At 59.1% G+C, this 17852-nt stretch carries 12 protein-coding genes; 4 read left to right on the top strand and 8 right to left on the bottom strand.

The window, feature by feature from the left end; genetic code table 11:
* Positions 1–40: 40 nt before the first annotated feature.
* Positions 41–1678 (top strand): ABC transporter ATP-binding protein, encoded by a 1638-nt coding sequence (locus H6G62_RS13895; protein WP_190496104.1) that lies wholly within the window; start codon positions 41–43, stop codon positions 1676–1678.
* 136 nt (positions 1679–1814) lie between these two features.
* Positions 1815–4061 (top strand): EAL domain-containing protein, encoded by a 2247-nt coding sequence (locus tag H6G62_RS13890; RefSeq protein WP_190496102.1) that lies wholly within the window; start codon positions 1815–1817, stop codon positions 4059–4061.
* On the opposite strand, the gene H6G62_RS28340 is transcribed toward H6G62_RS13890, so the two are convergent.
* The 8 genes from H6G62_RS28340 to H6G62_RS13855 all read right to left on the bottom strand — a co-directional run bounded on the left by H6G62_RS28340 (position 4042) and on the right by H6G62_RS13855 (position 15918).
* Positions 4042–9135, bottom strand: a complete 5094-nt coding sequence (locus H6G62_RS28340) for a hybrid sensor histidine kinase/response regulator (RefSeq protein WP_190496101.1) — start codon at positions 9133–9135, stop codon at positions 4042–4044. The two genes, H6G62_RS13890 and H6G62_RS28340, sit on opposite strands and share 20 nt — an antisense overlap.
* 60 nt (positions 9136–9195) lie before the next feature.
* Positions 9196–11895 (bottom strand): methyl-accepting chemotaxis protein, encoded by a 2700-nt coding sequence (locus H6G62_RS13880; protein ID WP_190496098.1) that lies wholly within the window; start codon positions 11893–11895, stop codon positions 9196–9198.
* Between the two features lie 61 nt (positions 11896–11956).
* A complete protein-coding gene (locus tag H6G62_RS13875) occupies positions 11957–12487 on the bottom strand; it encodes a chemotaxis protein CheW (protein WP_190496096.1) in 531 nt (176 codons plus the stop codon).
* A gap of 20 nt (positions 12488–12507) precedes the next feature.
* The gene (locus tag H6G62_RS13870) at positions 12508–12873 is read right to left on the bottom strand and encodes a response regulator (RefSeq protein ID WP_190496094.1); all 366 of its coding nucleotides are present in this window, start codon (positions 12871–12873) and stop codon (positions 12508–12510) included.
* Positions 12874–13174: 301 nt separating this feature from the next.
* Positions 13175–14455 (bottom strand): response regulator, encoded by a 1281-nt coding sequence (locus tag H6G62_RS13865; protein WP_190496092.1) that lies wholly within the window; start codon positions 14453–14455, stop codon positions 13175–13177.
* An 87-nt stretch (positions 14456–14542) separates the two neighbouring features.
* Complete coding sequence (locus tag H6G62_RS28335; protein ID WP_277883028.1) at positions 14543–14668, bottom strand: hypothetical protein; 126 nt, start codon at positions 14666–14668, stop codon at positions 14543–14545.
* Between the two features lie 253 nt (positions 14669–14921).
* Positions 14922–15404, bottom strand: coding sequence for an adenosine-specific kinase (locus tag H6G62_RS13860; RefSeq protein ID WP_190496090.1), 483 nt, complete (start codon positions 15402–15404; stop codon positions 14922–14924).
* 94 nt (positions 15405–15498) lie between these two features.
* Entirely contained in the window at positions 15499–15918 is a 420-nt protein-coding gene (locus tag H6G62_RS13855) for a DUF4168 domain-containing protein (protein ID WP_190496088.1), read from the bottom strand.
* Positions 15919–16097: 179 nt separating this feature from the next.
* Here H6G62_RS13855 and H6G62_RS13850 point away from each other — a divergent pair, with 179 nt between their 5' ends.
* Both H6G62_RS13850 and hisS read left to right on the top strand, forming a co-directional pair.
* The gene (locus H6G62_RS13850) at positions 16098–16385 is read left to right on the top strand and encodes a helix-turn-helix transcriptional regulator (RefSeq protein ID WP_190496086.1); all 288 of its coding nucleotides are present in this window, start codon (positions 16098–16100) and stop codon (positions 16383–16385) included.
* A gap of 130 nt (positions 16386–16515) precedes the next feature.
* Entirely contained in the window at positions 16516–17823 is a 1308-nt protein-coding gene (gene hisS / locus H6G62_RS13845) for a histidine--tRNA ligase (protein ID WP_190496084.1), read from the top strand.
* Positions 17824–17852 lie beyond the last annotated feature (29 nt).

Genomic DNA, 17852 nt, shown 5'->3' with positions numbered 1-17852 from the left:
TGCCCCATCACGGTTTATATCGCCGCCCCCACATTTCCCCATGGCTGAAACCCTGCTTGAACTCGATAACTTTTCGGTCACCTACCCAGGGCAGCGTGATCCGGCGGTGAATGATATGGTTTTGACCCTAGCGGCGGGGGAAACCCTGGGCCTGGTGGGGGAATCGGGCTGTGGCAAAAGCACCCTGGGACGGGCGATATTGCGGTTGCTGCCCAAAACGACCGATCTGCGGGGGCGGGTGTGGTTTAAGGGGGAATCGGTGCTGGATTTTACCCCTCGGCGGCTGCGAGAGTTTCGGGGCGAGGCCGTGGCCTTGGTGTTCCAGGATCCGATGACTCGCCTCAATCCGCTGATGACCATCGGCGATCACTGCATCGAAACCCTGCGGGCACACCGACCAGAAATTTCGGCGGCGGCGGCGAAGGATCGGGCCATAGAGGTGCTGGAAACCGTCAACATTACCGCGAATCGGTTTGGCCAATATCCCCACGAATTTAGCGGCGGGATGCGGCAGCGGGTGGCCATTGCCTTGGCGATGATCCTAGAGCCGGATCTGATTGTGGCCGATGAACCCACCACTAGCCTGGATGTGACGGTTTCCGCCCAAATTTTGGACGAACTGACGCGCCTCTGCAACGACCTGGGCACGGCGCTGATGCTGATTTCCCACGACCTAGCCCTGGTGGCGGAATACTGCGACCGAGTAGCGGTGATGTACCAAGGTGAGAAGGTGGAGGAGGGCAAGGCGCTGGCGGTGTTCCAGCAGCCTCAAAATGCCTACACCCGATCCCTGGTAGACAGTGCCCGCCAGCTTCAGGAGTCCGCTGGGTTTGTCTACCAACCCCCCGATCCGGCCTCGGCGGTGGAGCCCTTGTTGCGGCTGACCCAGGTGGAAAAGCACTACACAATGGAGGCCAACCCCGTGGCCCGTCTCCTGGGCAAGGAGCCGCCTAAGGTGATCAAGGCCGTCGATGGGGTCTCGCTGGACATTTACCCCGGCGAAATTGTGGGTCTGGTGGGAGAGTCGGGCTGCGGCAAAAGCACCCTGTCTCGGACGATTTTGCAGATTATCAAACCCACCGCAGGCCAGGTCGAGTTTGACGGCACCGACCTCACCACCCTGTCCGCCTCAGCCCTCCGACGGCAGCGACGCCAGATTCAAATGGTGTTCCAAGACCCCCACGCCTGTTTGAACCCGATGATGACCGTGGGCCAGGGCGTCGCCGATCCGCTGGTGATTCATGGCCTCGCCACCGCTGCCGAAGCCGCCGACCAGGCCCGTGAGATGTTGGCCCGCGTTAGCCTCATCCCGGTAGAGGACTATATGCACCGCTTCCCAGGGGATCTCTCCGGTGGTCAACAACAGCGGGTGGCCATTGCCCGCGCCCTGATTACCAAACCCAAACTGGTGATCTGCGATGAGCCCGTGAGTATGCTAGACGCCACGGTGCAAACCCAGGTGCTCGACCTGATGCTGGCCCTCAAGCAGGATTTCAACCTCACCTACCTCTTTATTACCCACGATCTTTGGGTCGCCCGGTTCATGTGCGACCGCATCGCCGTTATGCAGCGGGGGCAAATTGTGGAGATCGCCCCCACCCAGGAACTCTTTGCCAGCCCCCAGCATCCCTATACCCAAACCCTACTGCAAGCCGCCCCAATGTTGGCCAGCGCCTAGGGCTGAGGATCTGGCCTTAGAATAAATCAAGCACCCCCAAGCTACGGGCGCATCAAACCAGGCGTGGGACATGAGCAGAATGCCTGGGGGAAAGAGTCGGCGGAGTGATTCGGTAGTTGCTATCCCGGAGCCTGTGGTGAATTGGCGTACATTATCCCTGGCCCTTGGGATCGCTAGCCTCGGTCTAGCCCCTGGCCTCACCCCTGATCCTGCCCAGGCCGCAGCATTGCCGCTGCGGGTAGGCGTCTATGACAATCCACCCAAGGTATTTTGGGACGGGGATACGGGAGAACCCAGCGGCTTTTTCCCGGATCTGCTGGTGGTGATTGCCGCTGAAGAGGACTGGGACATCACCTACGTGCCTTGCCAGTGGGCGGATTGTCTGGCCGATGTGGAAGCAGGACGGCTAGATTTGATGATGGATGTGGCCTATTCCCAGGAGCGGGAGGCCCGATTTGACTTTAACCGGGTGGTGGTGACCCCCAGTTGGTCGGTGGTGGTGGCCCGCCGAGGGGTGAAACTAGAGTCGATCCTCGATCTCGATGGCCAGCGACTAGGGGTACTTCGGGACAGCATCCAGGCCAACGCCCTCGCAACGGCCAGCCAGGGGTTTGATATTCGTCCAGAGCTCGTCTTTGTCGATACCTTCGATGATCTAACTCAGCTTTTACAGGATGAAGCGGTAGATGGCGTAGTTGTACATCGCTTCTTTCCCATCGCGCAAAATCTGCCGGGGGGCGTGCAAACCAACATCCTCCTCCAGCCTGCCCAGCTTCACTTTGTAGCTCCCAAGGGGCAGCGAGGAGAGGTCTTGACCGCCCTGGATCTCCACCTAACGCGGCTGAAAAATGACCCCCATTCAGAGTACTACGCTCTCAGTCGGCGCTGGCTCAACGGCATTGATATCTACAAAACCAACTGGCCCCTGGTGCGGCGCTTGATCGGCAGCGGCGTTGTGGTCATGGTTGTTGGCTGGGCAGGGCTGATGGTGCTATGGAACCGCAGTCTGCGCCGGGAAATTGACCAGCGCCTTGCCGCCCAGGCTCAGCTAAACCACGAATTGCTCCACGACAGTCTTACAGGGCTACCCAACCGCAAGTATGTGATAACCCACCTAGAGGACTGCCTAGGCCGGGTGTCGCGATCCGAATTAGCTGGGTTCATCGTCCTTTTCCTCGATCTGGATCGCTTTAAGGTGGTGAACGACAGCCTGGGGCATCTCCTGGGCGATCAGCTGCTGGTGGAAATGGCCCAGCGCCTCAGTCAAATCCAGCACTGGGTGGCCCGGTTGGGGGGCGACGAGTTTGTCATGGTGTTGGATCACACCGATGATGTGATGGTGGCCATCCGAACCGCTGATCAGATCCTAGCAGCCCTAGGATCCCCCTGTCATCTGGCGGGTCATGACCTGACGGTGGGAGCGAGTATCGGCATTGTGCGGGCTACCCAGCCCAACCAAACCCCCACGGAGCTGATCCGCGATGCTGACCTTGCCATGTATAGCGCCAAGGCCAAGGGGCGCAACCGCTACGCCATTTTTGACCCCGCCATGCAGTTGGCCGCCGCCCAGCGGCTCACGATGGAGACCGATCTGCGACAGGCCCTCGCCCAGCAGCAGTTTGTGCTGTACTACCAGCCGATTGTGGATTTGCAGTCGGGGCAGATCACAGGACTAGAATCCTTGGTGCGCTGGCAGCACCCCACCCTAGGGTTGCTGTCGCCCGGACAGTTCATTCCCCTCGCCGAGGAAACGGGGTTGATAGTGCCCCTGGGCTGGTGGGTGTTAGATACGGCCTGTGCCCAACTGGCCCAATGGCGACGGCAGCAACCCCACCTCAAGGATCTAACGGTGAGCGTGAATGTATCGGCCTCCCAACTACGGGAAGCCCATTGGTTAGATCGGGTGAATCGGGCCTTGGGTCAGACGCATCTGCACGGTTCTAGCCTGATTTTAGAAATCACCGAAACCCTGCTGTTGCAAAATATCAACCTCACCGCCCGCCAGATGCAGCAGCTACAGCGTGGGGCGGTGGGTATCAGCATTGATGACTTTGGCACCGGCTATTCCTCTTTCAGCTATCTGCACCAGTTGCCGATTACCTCCTTCAAAATTGATCAAATGTTCATCCACGATCTCATGGTCAAACCCCAAAACCAGGAGATTGTTAAAACAATGCTCGTTCTGGCCCACCAAATGGGGGTGAGTGTCACCGCTGAGGGAATTGAAACCGAGGCCCAAAAGACTTTGCTCCGAGCCATGGGCTGCCATCTTGGCCAGGGCTACTGGTTTGATCGGCCCCTGCCCGCCGACCAAATCCTCCAGCGCCTTCAGGCTCCGGCCTATGCCGTAGAAACGGTGGAACCTAGCTTTCCTTCAAGCTAATCATGGTTTCGCCCTTCAGCATCCGCTGGGCCGCATCCAGGAGCATTTCCTCCAGGTAGGGCTTGGTGAAGTAGCCCTTCGCCCCTAGGTCAACGGCCATTTGGCGGTGGCGGTCGGCCCCCCGTGAGGTGAGCATGGCCACGGGCAACTGGCTGAGGATTTCATCCTTTTGCAGCCGGGACAGCAGTTCTAGGCCATCCATGCGGGGCATTTCAATGTCGCAGAAGACCAAGTCGCAGGGCAGACCAGAGCGGAGTTTTTCCCAGGCTTCCTGGCCATCGCGGGCCTGTTCCACCCGGTAGCCCACCTTGTTGAAACTCATCGACAGCAGTTCGCGAACGGTGATGGAGTCGTCTACGATCAGCACCGTAGGCTCGGCATGGGCTTTCTCTTCCACCACCTCTTCGCCTTCCGGCTGAGCCCACAGCGAGGTGGGGGCATCTCGCCGCACCCGCCCAGTGGCCATGTCGATCAGCTCCAGCACGTCGGCAATGGGCATAACGCGGCCATCCCCTAGCACCGTGGCCCCGGCAATGCCCGTGGGTTTGGGCACCGGGCCTTCGAGCTGTTTAATCACGATTTCCTGCTCACCAATCACCTGATCCACCTGAAGACCAATGAAGGTGCTGGTGCTGCGGAGAACCACAATGGAGACGATCCCTTCATCGAGGGATCCGCCGTAGACCCGGCCTCGGCCTAGGCTGCGATTGAACTTCAGCAGATCGCCCAGGGGTCGGAAAGACAGGAGGGTATCTCGCCACAGAATGCTGGTATGGCCCTGATCGTCGGTTTGCACCCGATCCTTGGGCACATCAAACATATCCTCCACCCCATCGATGGGGAAGGCGATGCGGGCCTGGTTGTTGACACAACTCAGCGCCTTGGTGATGCTGAGGGTGAGGGGTAGGCGAATGGTGAAGCTGGTACCCTTGCCCACCTCCGATTCGATGGTAATCGAGCCGCGAATATCCGCGAGGGCCGTGCGCACCACGTCCATGCCCACCCCCCGACCGGAGAAGTCATCTGCCTGATCGCGGGTGCTAAAGCCCGGTTCAAACAGGAGATCATAGACCTCGATATCGGTCATGGTTTTGGCTTCGGCGGCGGTAATCAGGCCTTTTTTCAGCGCCTTGGTTTTAACCACCGTGGGGTTGATGCCACCGCCATTATCGGCAATGTAAATCACCGTTTGGTTGCCCTGGTAAAAGGCGCGGACGGTAATGGTGCCCTCCCTGGGTTTGCCCGCCGCCAGACGCTCCTCTGGGGTCTCTACCCCGTGGGTGATGGCGTTGTTGACCAGGTGGGTCATGGGGTCGTAGAGGCGCTCTAGGATCATCTTGTCGATCAGGGTGTCGCGCCCTTCCACAATCAGCTTGGCTTCCTTACCGCACTTGATGGAAATATCGCGCACCGCCCTAGGTAGACGATCCGCCGTTTGGCCAAAGGGCACCATGCGGGCCTTGTTCAAGCCTTCCTGGAGTTGGGTGGTAACCTGGCGAAACTGGCGGGCGATCTGATCCGTCGAGTCGATGGTCATTTCGATGTCGGAGGAGGCCTCCCGCACCCGTACAATCAGCTCAATCATTTCCTGGGAAAGGGTGTGGAACCCGGTGAAGCGATCCATTTCCAGGGCGTCGAAGGTGGCCCCGGTGGCGTGGCTACCGCTGTCATGACTACTATGACTAGAACCGCCTAGGGCAAAGGCTTGGCGATTGGCCATCAACGAACTTTCCAGTAGGGATCGCTCGTACAGATCGCGCATCCGTTGGCCCACATCGTTGAGCTGCTGCACTTGGTTCAGCAGGTTGTCCAAAAACTGCCGCAGTTGCTCCTGATCCTGCTCCAGGGAGTTACGGTTGACCACCAATTCCCCCATCAGGTTGTTCAGGTTGTCGAGGTGGCCGACCGAAACCCGCATGGTCTGATCCGTTGCCGCACTGGCCCGCCGGGGGGCACGGCCACTCGCCATTCCAGCCCCTCGACGAGACCCCAACGTTGGCGCTGACCCGCCCAGTTGGTCGGCCCCCTCCAGCAGTTTCTCCAGATCCCCAAATTCATCGTCATCGTTGCTAACGGCGGGCGGTGGGCTAGGGGCCGCAGGCTTGGTCATGGGCGGGCTGGGGGCAGGTGGGTTCGGGCCTTCGTCCTCCAACAGCGCCTCTAGGTCACTAAAGTCGTCTAGATCGACTAAATCAACCGACGGTGGACTGTCTAGGGTCGCGGCTCCGTTGGTTGCAGATCCATTGGTTGCGGATCCATTGGTTGCCGTGCCGTTGGCGGCGGCCCCGTTGCTGGCCCCGTTGGTTTGGGTGACATCCTCCATCACCAACTCATCCAGTTCGGTCAGCCAGTCCTCTTCGGGGGCGGGGGCAGTCTCGGCGGCGGGGGGCACGGCTGGTACAACTTCCGTGCCTAGATCCTCAGTCTCAACGAGGAGATCTAAAGCATCCAGATCAATGGCCCCAAAGGGATCGGTCAACCCTGCTTCTGGCGCTTCCATGGTTTCCTCCGTAGCCATGGAGGGTTCGTCATCGGTAAAGGCCAAGTCAAGATCGAGGTTCAGTTCCTCCTCTAGGGGCACATCCGCCTCAAAATCGAGGTCGGTATCGAAGGGTAGGTCTTTCTCAGCCGAGGTATCCTGATCACTGGATTCCCCAAGGGCCACGTTGAGATTCTCGTCAAAGCCAAAGGGATCGCCCAGAGCTTCACTGGCTGGGGTTTCGTCAAAGCCAAAGGGATCGCCCAGATCTTCACTAGCTGGGGTTTCGTCAAAGCCAAAGGGATCGCCCAAATCTTCACTGGCTGAGGTTTCGTCAAAGCCAAAGGGATCGCCCAGATCCTCACTGGCTGGGGTTTCGTCAAAGCCAAAGGGATCGCCCAGATCCTCACTGGCTGAGGTTTCGTCAAAGCCAAAGGGATCGCCCAGATCTTCACTAGCTGGGGTTTCGTCAAAGCCAAAGGGATCGCCCAGATCTTCACTCTCCCGATCCTCCTCCACATCTGGAACCAGGGATGTGGTTAGGTCCAGCGTGTCCGGTTCGGCTTCACCCACGACATCGTGATCCAGGTGGTCAAACAGCAAATTCAGATCACTATCTGCTGGGGGCTGCTCCACAACAGGCTCCGGTTCAGGGGTCGGAGCGGGCGCTTGCACGGGTTCTTCCTCTGGCGCGACCGTGGCCTCTGGGGCCACAGCCACGGGGGCGACCGTCGCCGGGGTCGGGGCGGCTACCGGGGGCTTGGTGGTGCGAGGGGTAGCCGGGGGGTGAGATGGGCGAGGGGCGGGGGCGACCTCCATTTCCCCGAAGAAGTCATCCACCTCCTCAAGGGCCGTTTTGCCCCGACCCAGGACGGGGGCGGCATTGCCTTCGCCGAAGAAGTCATCCACCTCGGCGGCAGGGGCCGGACTGGCCGGGGCTGGACTGGCCGGGACTGGACTGGCCGGGACTGGACTGGCCGGGACTGGACTGGCCGGGACTGGACTGGCCGGGGCGGCATCAGGACTGTCAAACAGCTCGGCATCAAAGGAGGTGTCGGCGGCGGGGGCGGCTTCGGTGGCCTGCCCATCGGTGGCGGTTACGTCGAACGCCGTGTCGGATGCCGTTACGTCGGGCATCGTCCCATCGGTTGCCGCCAGGTCGGGGGTGGTCGATGTTATCTCTGGGGTGGTGTCGTCCGTGGCCAAGCTCCGTTCCAGGGCATCCCCGAACAGGCTGGTCATGTCGTCGTCATCCTCGCTGGGCGATTCTGGGGCGGCGGATCTGGTTTGGAAGAGATCGGCAAATTCGCTATCAATGTCATCGGGGCTGAGGTCAGTATCGCCATCCTCAAGGGATCCCTCGCCCAGATCCTCTTCCTCCCAAATGTCCTCTAGGTCAATTTGCTCACCTTCAAACAGATCCGCCAAACTGTTCAGCTCTTCGGTACCCACCTGCGGCCCAATACCGGGGTGATGCTGAATCCCACTCAAGGGGGCCGATTCACCAGCGGCCATGCGGCCATCTAGGCCATCAAAGGCCGCTTCTAGGCCACCATCGTCAAAGCTGGCCTCGGTATCCGTGATCTGATCGAGCCAACTGTCGTCTGCATCGATGGCCACACTGGCGTTGGGATCGGCCTCGGCGGTGGCAAACAGATCGGCGAGATCCTCCCCATCACTGCCGTCATCGGTCAGTGCCTCCGCCAGAAGCGCGTCGAGATCGGACTCATCCTCAACGACGGAGGGCAACGGTGGCACCAGGGCCAGCAGGGCGTCGGAGGCCGCTACTTGGCCCAAGCGCCCAGCCAGGACTTGCTCCTGGGCCTGTTTCAGATCCTTGATGACCACCGGGGCCAGGGTGCGGTAGGTTTCTGATTGGTTGCCCACGGCTTGTCCCACGGCTTGCGCCAGCTTGCACCACGGGGGCAGTTCTAGTTGTTCCCCCAGACTGTGTAGACGCTGACAAATTTGGGCCAGTTGTTGGCGCGAGGCATCCCCATCCGCCTGTTTGAAGGTAGACAACATTTCCCGCAGCAATTCTGGCACATCGCTACGAAAGACCAACTGAAGGGCGCTGGTTTCGGGCTGGCTGGCTACAGCGGCAGCCGGGGCGGGGGCCGGGGCGGTAGCCGGGACGGGGACAGGGGTGGCCGGGGTAACGGCGGCGGCAGGAGCCCCGGCTAAACGGCTCAGATGGGCTTCGGCCTGGGCAAAGATGGGTTCTAGGTTGGCAATGATCGCCTGTCCCTGATCTTCGCTGAGGCCGTAGGGGCTCTGGAGATGCTCCAATTGCTCCTGCAAGCCATCAAAGATTTGCAGCAGCATCGATTCTAGGGTTTGATCAGGGGTCAGGGGCGACTCCTTCATCACCTTGAAGAAGTCCTCCATGCGGTGGGCGGTGCGCTGCATACTGTTGATCCCCAGCATCGCCGCGCCCCCCTTCACCGAGTGGGCGGCCCGAAACACCTCGTTCACCATCTCCGAGTCGTGGATGGTGGCCTCCAGGTTGAGCAGTCCTTGCTCAATGGTGTTGAGGTGATCCTTGGCTTCCTCAATGAAGTACCCTAAGATTCGCTTTTGATCTTCAGGCAGCATGTCGGTTCCCTTCTAAACACTTGCTAGATTTCCCGGAGTCTAGGGCCAGCCAAGACTCCCTCACCCCTCGCGCTTATTCACCTTAAACCGATCCACCGAGGTCAGCAGATCGCGGGCAACCCCCACCAGGTTTTGTAGGGAAGCCGACACCCGCTGGGCCTCCTGGGAGGTTTCCTGGGCCGTCAATTCCACCGATTGCATCACCTGGGCCACGGCGCGGGAGGTTTCCGTTTGCTCTACGGTGTCGGCGGTAATCGAGCGCACCAGCACGTCAATGCGGTTGGACACCTGAATGATGTCCTCCAGGGATCGCTTCGCCTGTTCCGCCAGCCGGGTGCCCTCGATCACCTGCTGGGTACCCTCCTCCATGGCGGTCATCACACCGCCCGTTTCACTTTGAATTTGCAACACGATCTGCTCAATTTCCTTCGAGGCTTTGGCGGCCCGGTCGGCCAGTTGTCGCACCTCGTCGGCCACAATGGCGAAGCCCCGCCCCGCTTCCCCGGCCCGTGCCGCCTCAATACTGGCGTTGAGGGCCAGCAGGTTCGTCCGGGAGGCAATGTTGGAAATCAAGGCCACAATCTTGGAAATTTCCTGGGAGGATTCCGCCAAGCGCTTCACCTTGCGGGTGGTTTCCGCCACCGTTTCCCGGATTTCCAAAATCCCCGCCACGGTACGTTCCACCGATTCGCCCCCCTTGAGGGCCGTAGACGATGCCGACCGGGCCACTTCCTCCGCCTCGCGGGCGCTTTCCGCCACCCGCTGAATCGAGTCGGTCATCACCTGCACCGAGTTCAGGGTCACCGCCAGTTCCTCCGCCTGCCGCAGGGCGTCCGCCGAGAGGCCACGGGCGAAAATCTCGTTTTCCGTCGAACCTTTACTCACCTGCCGCGCCGCCACGCTCACCTGTTCCACAATTTCCCGCAGGTTTTGGATGGTGAGGTTGAAGGAGTCGGCCACGGCCCCCAGTACGTCGGCGGTCACCTCCGCCTGTACGGTCAAATCACCCCGCGCCGCCCCTTCCACGTCGTCGAGGAGGCGAATCACCTGGCGTTGCAGGTCTTCCTTGGCCTGTTCCTGTTCCTGGGCCTTGCGCTGGGCTTCGCTGGTGGTGGTCAGCACTACGCGGGCCATTTTGTTAAAGCTGCTAGACAGGCGGCCAAACTCATCCTCCGAGAGCACCGTGGCCCTAGCCGACAGGTTGCCCTGGTGAATCACCGAGTCAAACTGGTTCTGGAGATCGCGAATGCTCTCCCGCATCCGGCGTTGGGAGAGATAACCCGCCCCGTAGGCCGACCCAAACCCCGCTGCCCCTGCCCCAAGAGCCATGGCCGCATGAACCAGTTTGGGCATTTCCCGATTGGGCTGTAGGGAGACGGCGGCAAAGTTCACGAGCCCCACCGCCAGGGCCGAGACCACCCCCGCCGTGGCGGCGATGATCAGGTTTTTGGTGGGCAGGGGCGCATTGTCCAAAAAGCCCAGCCAATCCTGTTCCTGGGGGGCTTCCACCTCCTCATCGTTGGTTTGGGCAAAGACGGGCAGGCTATCGCCAGACCCGGCAATACTGAAGATTTCATCGTCGCTGAGGGAGGTCTGATCGGCGGATCCACTCAGGTCGAAGGACGATGCCCCACTGCTAAAATCGATCACATCATCGGTGGAACTCAGTCCAGAGGATCCGACGGAAGGGGTTGTGAAGCCAGCGGAACTATCGGACAGTTCAAAGTCGGGTAGGCTACCGAGGTCGTCAAATTCGCTAAATTCGTCGAGGAAATCGACGTTGTTGGTGGAGACCTCATCCCGCTCTAGGCTAGACTCGGTCGCGAAGCCATTGCGGCTAAAGTTCTCCGCCGAGGGTCGTCCGGTGTCGCTGAAATCGGCCCCCCCCAGTCCGGCGTCGGGAGAAAACACGGTCATATCGTCGCTGCCATCGTCGATCATGGCAGGCCAAGATTCCTCAAGATCCTCCTCTTCGTCAAAGCTGACAAAAACAGAACCAGCGGTATCCGTGACCACGGTGCCCATATCCGTATCAAAGCTGAGGTTTGATGCATCGGCGGCATCAAAGTTGAAGTCTTGATTGGCCCCATCAAAGCTGAGATCCGGATCGGCGCTGGCGAAGGGATCCTGACTATGGGGGCCAAAGGCATCGCCGTCGTCCTCAAAGCTAAGTTCGCCCAGATCCTCGCCTAGGTCGTCTTCGGCTACTAGGAACGGATTGGCCACGGGGCCATCGGGAATGGTATCGCCGCTGCGGCCTAGGGGGGCAAAGGGGTTAGTGGTGTCCCCCGATGTGGATCCCATCATGCCCGTGGGTTCTTCGGCATCCACTGAAAAGGCATCCAGGTCGATCTCCTCCTCCCAGTCTTCCACCCCGTTGGGCAACTCGTTATTGAGGGTGTCGAAGGCTTGGTTGCCCGCCGCGTCAAAGAAGGTCTGATCGGTGACATCGCCATCGAAACCGCTCCCTGCACCCGCCCGCCCTAGGAATTGGCTAACATAGTCCAACCCCCCCGTGGCATAGTCCACAAACTCTGAGTCGGAGGTGTAGGCCAGCACGTTGCTGTACTGTTCGCTCGCCAACTCATACTGTTGCAGCCCGTAGCAGTAGATGTGCCCCCGCAACAGCAGCACGCTGGGATCCTCAGGATATTCCTCCGCCAGCGCGTCGATAACGGCTGCGGCATCCTGATAGTTGCCCTGGATATAGGCTCTCTCAGCTTTCTGATAAGCTTGAGAGTAATCAATGCCTGAAGCCATAACCTTCTCCTACCAATGCCATTGTCTAAGGGGTGAAGAGACATCCGGGAAACCCTAGGGGCTAGGTTGCCCAACGAGCCGAGCGAATGATCGCCACATGATCCAACAATCTCAAGGCCTTATTTTCCTCGGAGGGCAACACCCATTCCCCTCGCAAAAAGGGAGCCATGGTGTCTGGGCTGGTGCTAGATACCCTTGTTTTGTCGGGGTTTAGCCACCGCGCACCCACAATCCGGTTGACGGCTAAGCCTAACATAGTTCCTTGATCTTCAATCGCTATCACGGAAATCTCGGGCCGGTCGGTGTTGAGCATGGAACTATAGCCTAAAAATTGACTGAGATCTGCCACCCAGACCACCCTTCCCTGTTCATTTAGGGTACCCAACAACAGGTGAGAAACGTTCGGGATCGGGGTAATCCGGTCGGGGGGTTGTTCAATGATGCGGCGAATTCCGGTGGCGGGGAGGGCAAACTCATCCTCAGCGGTGACAAAGAATCGCAGGAATAACTCCCCTTCCGGGGTTTCAATGGATTGCAGTTCCGGATCTTGATCCTGTCCGGCCTGGGTTAGAAAATCGGGATTGCCTACCATGGTTTCGCCTCGATACGTCACTATCCCCGCAGCAGTTGCTTCACGGTGCCCACCAGTTCAGAGGGCTGAAAGGGTTTGGCAATATAGGCATCGGCCCCCTGCTTCATGCCCCAATAGCGGTCAAACTCTTCCCCCTTAGAGGAACACAGCACCACGGGCACATGCTGGGTCGCCGGATCCGCCTTCAGCTTACGGCAAAGCTCGTAGCCATTCATGCGGGGCATCACAATGTCCAACACAATCACATCGGGGGTGTGGCTCTGGATTTGTTCCAACGCCTCCACCCCATCCCCAGCGGAGGACACCTGAAGGCCAATCCCCTGTAGCAAGCTGATAATCATTTCTCGCTGCGGCAGACTGTCCTCTACCACCAACACTGTGCTCATAATCTGGATCGATCCATTTCAGGCCACACGAGCAACGGGGGTATCCCCCAGAAATCCCTGTATACCCTGGGATAATCCAAGGGCCGAGGGATCTATTTATAACGTACCCGCAAATCTCCTGGATGGAGTTGTTGGCCTAACATGACGCAACCATGATCTGGGGTCAATGGTTCAAATTATGGCGAATCTTTGCAACCTTGACCCACTCCAGCAATAAATACTTATGAAGGGGGGCTAGCCAAGGCGGGCAAAGGGGCGACTAGGGGATGGCGATGGGGTGTCCCAAGCCTTGGGCCTTCACCTAGCGAACCATCGTGGCGCTATTGATATCCAGATCCAGATCCAGGTCTCTCTCTAGGGCATCGGCCAGCAACTTTTCGGGACGCGGTTGATCCGGGTCGCCGGGGCCGACGTATTTTTCTACCAGGGCCAGCAGTTCACCGGGGCCAAAGGGCTTGGTTAAGTAATCGTTAGCCCCTACCATCCGCGCCTTCACTCGGTCTAAAAAGCCATCTTTCCCGGTCAGCATCACCATGGGGGTTTGGCGAAAGGCGCTGGCATGGCGCAACATGGCGCAAAGCTCGTAGCCGTCCAGTTCGGGCATGGCAATGTCGCACAAAATCAGGTCGGGCTGAAGCTGGAACAACAGCCCCAACGCCTTGAGGGGATTGCCGATGGAGGTGGCCTCGTAGCCCTGGCCGTCGAGGATGCGCTCCACGGTCTGGCGAATGGTGGCGCTGTCATCGACACAGACAATGCGGGGCAACCGCTGGGGCCAACCCTTGACCATAGGAGAATGGGGGCCGCTCCGACTGGAGACCTGAACGAGGGTGACATGGCCTTTTTGGATGGAGGGAAGCAGTAGCCGTGCCACCGTCACCAGGTCGCGGTTGAGGTAGCGGGCAATTTGGCGCAGGGAGGTTTGGCCATCAAGCCAAGGCCGGAGCCGCTGGTAGGCGACCTCAGAGAGACTGGCCTGAAACGCCTCGTCTTCTACCAGAAGGGGGCATTGATCGGGGGACTGTAACTGGGGATGTAGCTTGTGCCAGGTTTGAATTTGCTGGGTGAGCCCGGTGACGAGGGCGCTCACCTTGTGGGTCATCAACTGGGGGCTGAGGGCCGAGCTGAGCTGAAACACAAAGGAACCCTGGCGCAGGCTCAGCAGGTCAAACAGGGTTTCGCGTACCATGTGGCTGAGGATGGCTCGCCCCTGCTCTGGGGTGAGGAGGTGTTGTTCCAACATCGCCCACAGGGTGCCATACTCCAGGGAATTAAGGGCGGCGATGGCGGAAATGGTGCTGGGGTCGGGTAGCGCCTTATCCATGCCGTAGCGATGGAGGTGATCTCGCAGGCGGCTGAGGCTATTGTCGGTGGTGCCTGCGTAGACCAAGCGGCCATTAGCCAAAAACACTAGCCAGGACTGGGTGGCCTCCGCCAGGTCTGACCCAGCTTCAGGGCGCTGCCCCGGATACTTATGGGAACTGGCACCATAACTCTCTAGGTACAATTCTCCCGTGCGCTGCCCTAGTTCAATCAGCTGCAAAATGCTGCGAATATCAATTTCAGACAAGTAGCCCTGCATGCAGCAACTCAATGTAGAGGAGAAGAAAGCGAGGAAGGCATCGAGGGGAGAGAAGGAGGGGGAGAGCTAGGGATGAGCCCGCCATTTCTATAGTATAGGCCCGATATCGATCCGGCGCACATTCTCCGCTTCCGCCTTGCCAATCCAGAGACCGAGGCGGCTTTTCGTCCCCTCCACCGTCACCCCTAGCACGACCACGTCCGGTTTACCCACAACCGCGACCCTGAACCAACCATGGCATCACGGAAACAGCATGACCAGCGCACCTATCAAATCGAGTTCAAAATACACATATACGGCTATGTCGCCGCCTGGTTTTGTCAGTCAACCAGGTCAGCGATAGCGTAACGCATCAATACGTATGAAATTCCTTGTAGTCAAAAAACGTCCTGCGGTATGGATTACCCTACGCCAATCCATTTTTTGAATGGCCATACTATAGTCCCGATCCTCCCTGGGCGAGAGGCTAAAGTTTGTAGCCAATCTGGCGCAGAAAACCCTGCCGAGACTGGATCTCCGCTGGCCCTTCCACCCCTTTAGGAGAAAAACCATCAATGACGCCCAAAATGCCTCGACCCTGGGCCGATTCTGCCACGACGACCTCTAGCGGATTGGCCGTGGCGCAGTAGATTTGACATACCTCTGGGCATTGCTTAATGGCATTGAGGAAATTGATGGGAAAGGCATCCCGGATCAGAATGATAAAACTGTGACCAGCGGCAATGGCCTGGGCATTTTGCACCGCCGCTGCTAGCAGGTCATCATCATTCCCCGCCGTGCGGATTAAACAGGGGCCGGAGGCTTCGCAGAAGGCAATGCCAAACTTCACCTGAGTGGAGGTGCCTACCATAATTTCGTAGAGGTCTTCAATGGTTTTGATGAAGTGAGTTTGCCCCAAAATCACGTTGCTGCCCTCTGGTAGGGTCACGGCTACCGTCTTCAATTCCATGGATGATCCCTTCGCTAAAACTTGGCCCTAAACCTGTTTTGCAAGATACCCCAAGCGGCCCTAGCCGCGTCAAAAATGTGAGAAATCTTGAGACCTACAAGCTGGCTTCTTCCATCTGGGCTAGCACCCGTTCTCGAAATTCGGGGTCGCTATTGGCCAAGCCCAGCAATTCCCAGTAGGCTGGCAGGGTCAAATCGTGGGATTGAATGAGGGTTACCGCTTCGGCCTGAATTTCCTGCTGCATTTGGATGGATTCGGTTTCGGTTTCGGCGCTCTGGAGGTTGGGCTCCCGCGATTCAATCAGCTTCACCACTTCTAAATAGGCACTGACAAAGCGGCTGACCGTCTCCGAAGGAACCGCACTGGCATCGGGCTGGGCTTTGGTGGGGGTAGACGGACTAGCCTCCACGGCTACGGTTCCGGGTTCCCCTGCGGCCCAACTCGGCGGCACCACCCCCAATCCGACCACTAGCAGCGCCAACCAGAGGATAATCCAGTGTTTGATTACGGCCATGGCTTTGCCCTTGTCCTTACTCTTGTCGGGTTCTGGGCTAACGCTAACCCTGTCTGCCGCGATCCCATCCCTGCCCAAGGCTGGATTCCTGCCCCTTTACACCCCCTACAGGACGAAGATAACGGCGTATAGTGGTAGTAGAGGTAAGCATAAATACATATTCCTAGGAGCGTGGGCCAATGGCAAGCGACGAGGCATCTTCCGTAGCTGGGCAGACGAGTCTTTCGGATCGAGAGTTGCAAATCGTGGAACTGGTGGCCGCTGGGCTAACCAACCAGGAAATCTCGGAAAAGCTAGAAATTAGCAAGCGCACCGTGGATAACCACATCAGTAATATCCTCACCAAAACCGCCACGGGTAACCGGGTAGAACTGTTTCGCTGGGCCTTGCAGTCGGGCAAGGTGTGTGTGGATGAGGTGAACTGCTGCGTGCTGCCCGAATGGCCCACCAGCGACGCTAAAGCCTAGTCGCTGGTGGAATAGCTTCAGGGCTGGCGGCAAGGCTGTCTTCAGGGGGATGGCTCCCAGGATTTCTCTGACAAAAGCGGAATTCCACGGGGTATGATAATCCTTCTGCCATGCCGATTTGAGCTGCCCTATGGAGTCGATTCAATCCCTACCCGGAACGGAAGACATTCTGCCCCAGCCCCAGCGGGTGGGCCAAGGTCTGAAGGTGGCTGACATCCATACCTGGCAATGGGTAGAGGCGACGGCGCGGGAGTTGTTTCAGCGGGCCGTTTACCAAGAAATTCGCACCCCCACCTTCGAGCAAACCGCCCTGTTTGAGCGCGGCATCGGCGAAGCCACCGACGTGGTGGGCAAGGAAATGTACACCTTTGTGGATAAGGGGGATCGATCCTGCACCCTGCGCCCCGAAGGTACGGCTGGAGTGGTGCGGGCCTATATTCAGCACAGCCTCCAGGCCCAGGGCGGCGTGCAACGGCTATGGTATTGCGGCTCCATGTTCCGCTACGAACGGCCCCAAAAGGGACGCCAGCGGCAGTTTCACCAAATTGGCGTGGAGGTGTTGGGCAGCGCCGACCCCAGGGCCGATGTGGAGGTGATTCTGCTGGCCACCGACCTGCTGCAACGCCTGGGCCTGAAAAATCTCACCTTTAACCTCAATTCCGTCGGCGACCGCGACGACCGCCAGCGCTATCGGGAAGTCCTGGTCAACTACCTCACCCCCTTCAAGGCCGACCTAGACGCCGATTCCCAGGATCGCCTTAGCCGCAACCCCCTCCGCATCCTCGACAGCAAGGACGAAAAGACCCAGGCCATCGCCGCCGATGCCCCCAGCATTTTGGACTATCTGGGCGATACCTCCAAACGCCACTTTGACCGAGTACTGGCCCAACTCAGCGACCTCGGCATCGAGTTTGTGCTGAATCCCCGCCTGGTGCGCGGCTTGGATTACTACACCCACACCGCCTTTGAAATCCAGTCCAGCGACCTCGGTGCCCAGGCCACCGTTTGCGGCGGCGGTCGCTACGATGGCCTCGTGCAAGAACTGGGTGGCCCTGTGACCCCGGCGGTGGGTTGGGCCATTGGCCTAGAGCGGCTGACCCTGCTGCTGGCCCAACTGCAAACCGTATCCGCCCCCAGCCCGGACCTCTACGTGGTCTCCCGTGGGGAAGCTGCCGAGGCCAACGCCCTCAAACTGGCCCAAGCCCTACGCAACCATGGCCTAGCGGTGGATCTCGACCTCAGCGGTTCCGCCTTTGGCAAACAGTTCAAACGGGCCGACCGCAGTGGAGCCGCCGCCTGTCTCATCCTCGGCGACGAGGAAGCCGCCCAGGGCACCGTGCAACTCAAGTGGCTCCAATCCGGCGAACAAACCAGCATCACCCAGGCCGATCTGCTGACCGACGTAAACGCCCTACGCCAAAAACTCCAGGCCAGCTAAGCCGTAGTCCCCAATTCGAGCCCGTCTAA

Origin of the sequence: Phormidium sp. FACHB-1136, from assembly GCF_014697375.1 — a bacterium.
In the GTDB taxonomy this organism is placed as follows: domain Bacteria; phylum Cyanobacteriota; class Cyanobacteriia; order Phormidesmidales; family Phormidesmidaceae; genus Nodosilinea.
This window is presented reverse-complemented; position numbering and strand designations above follow the sequence as displayed.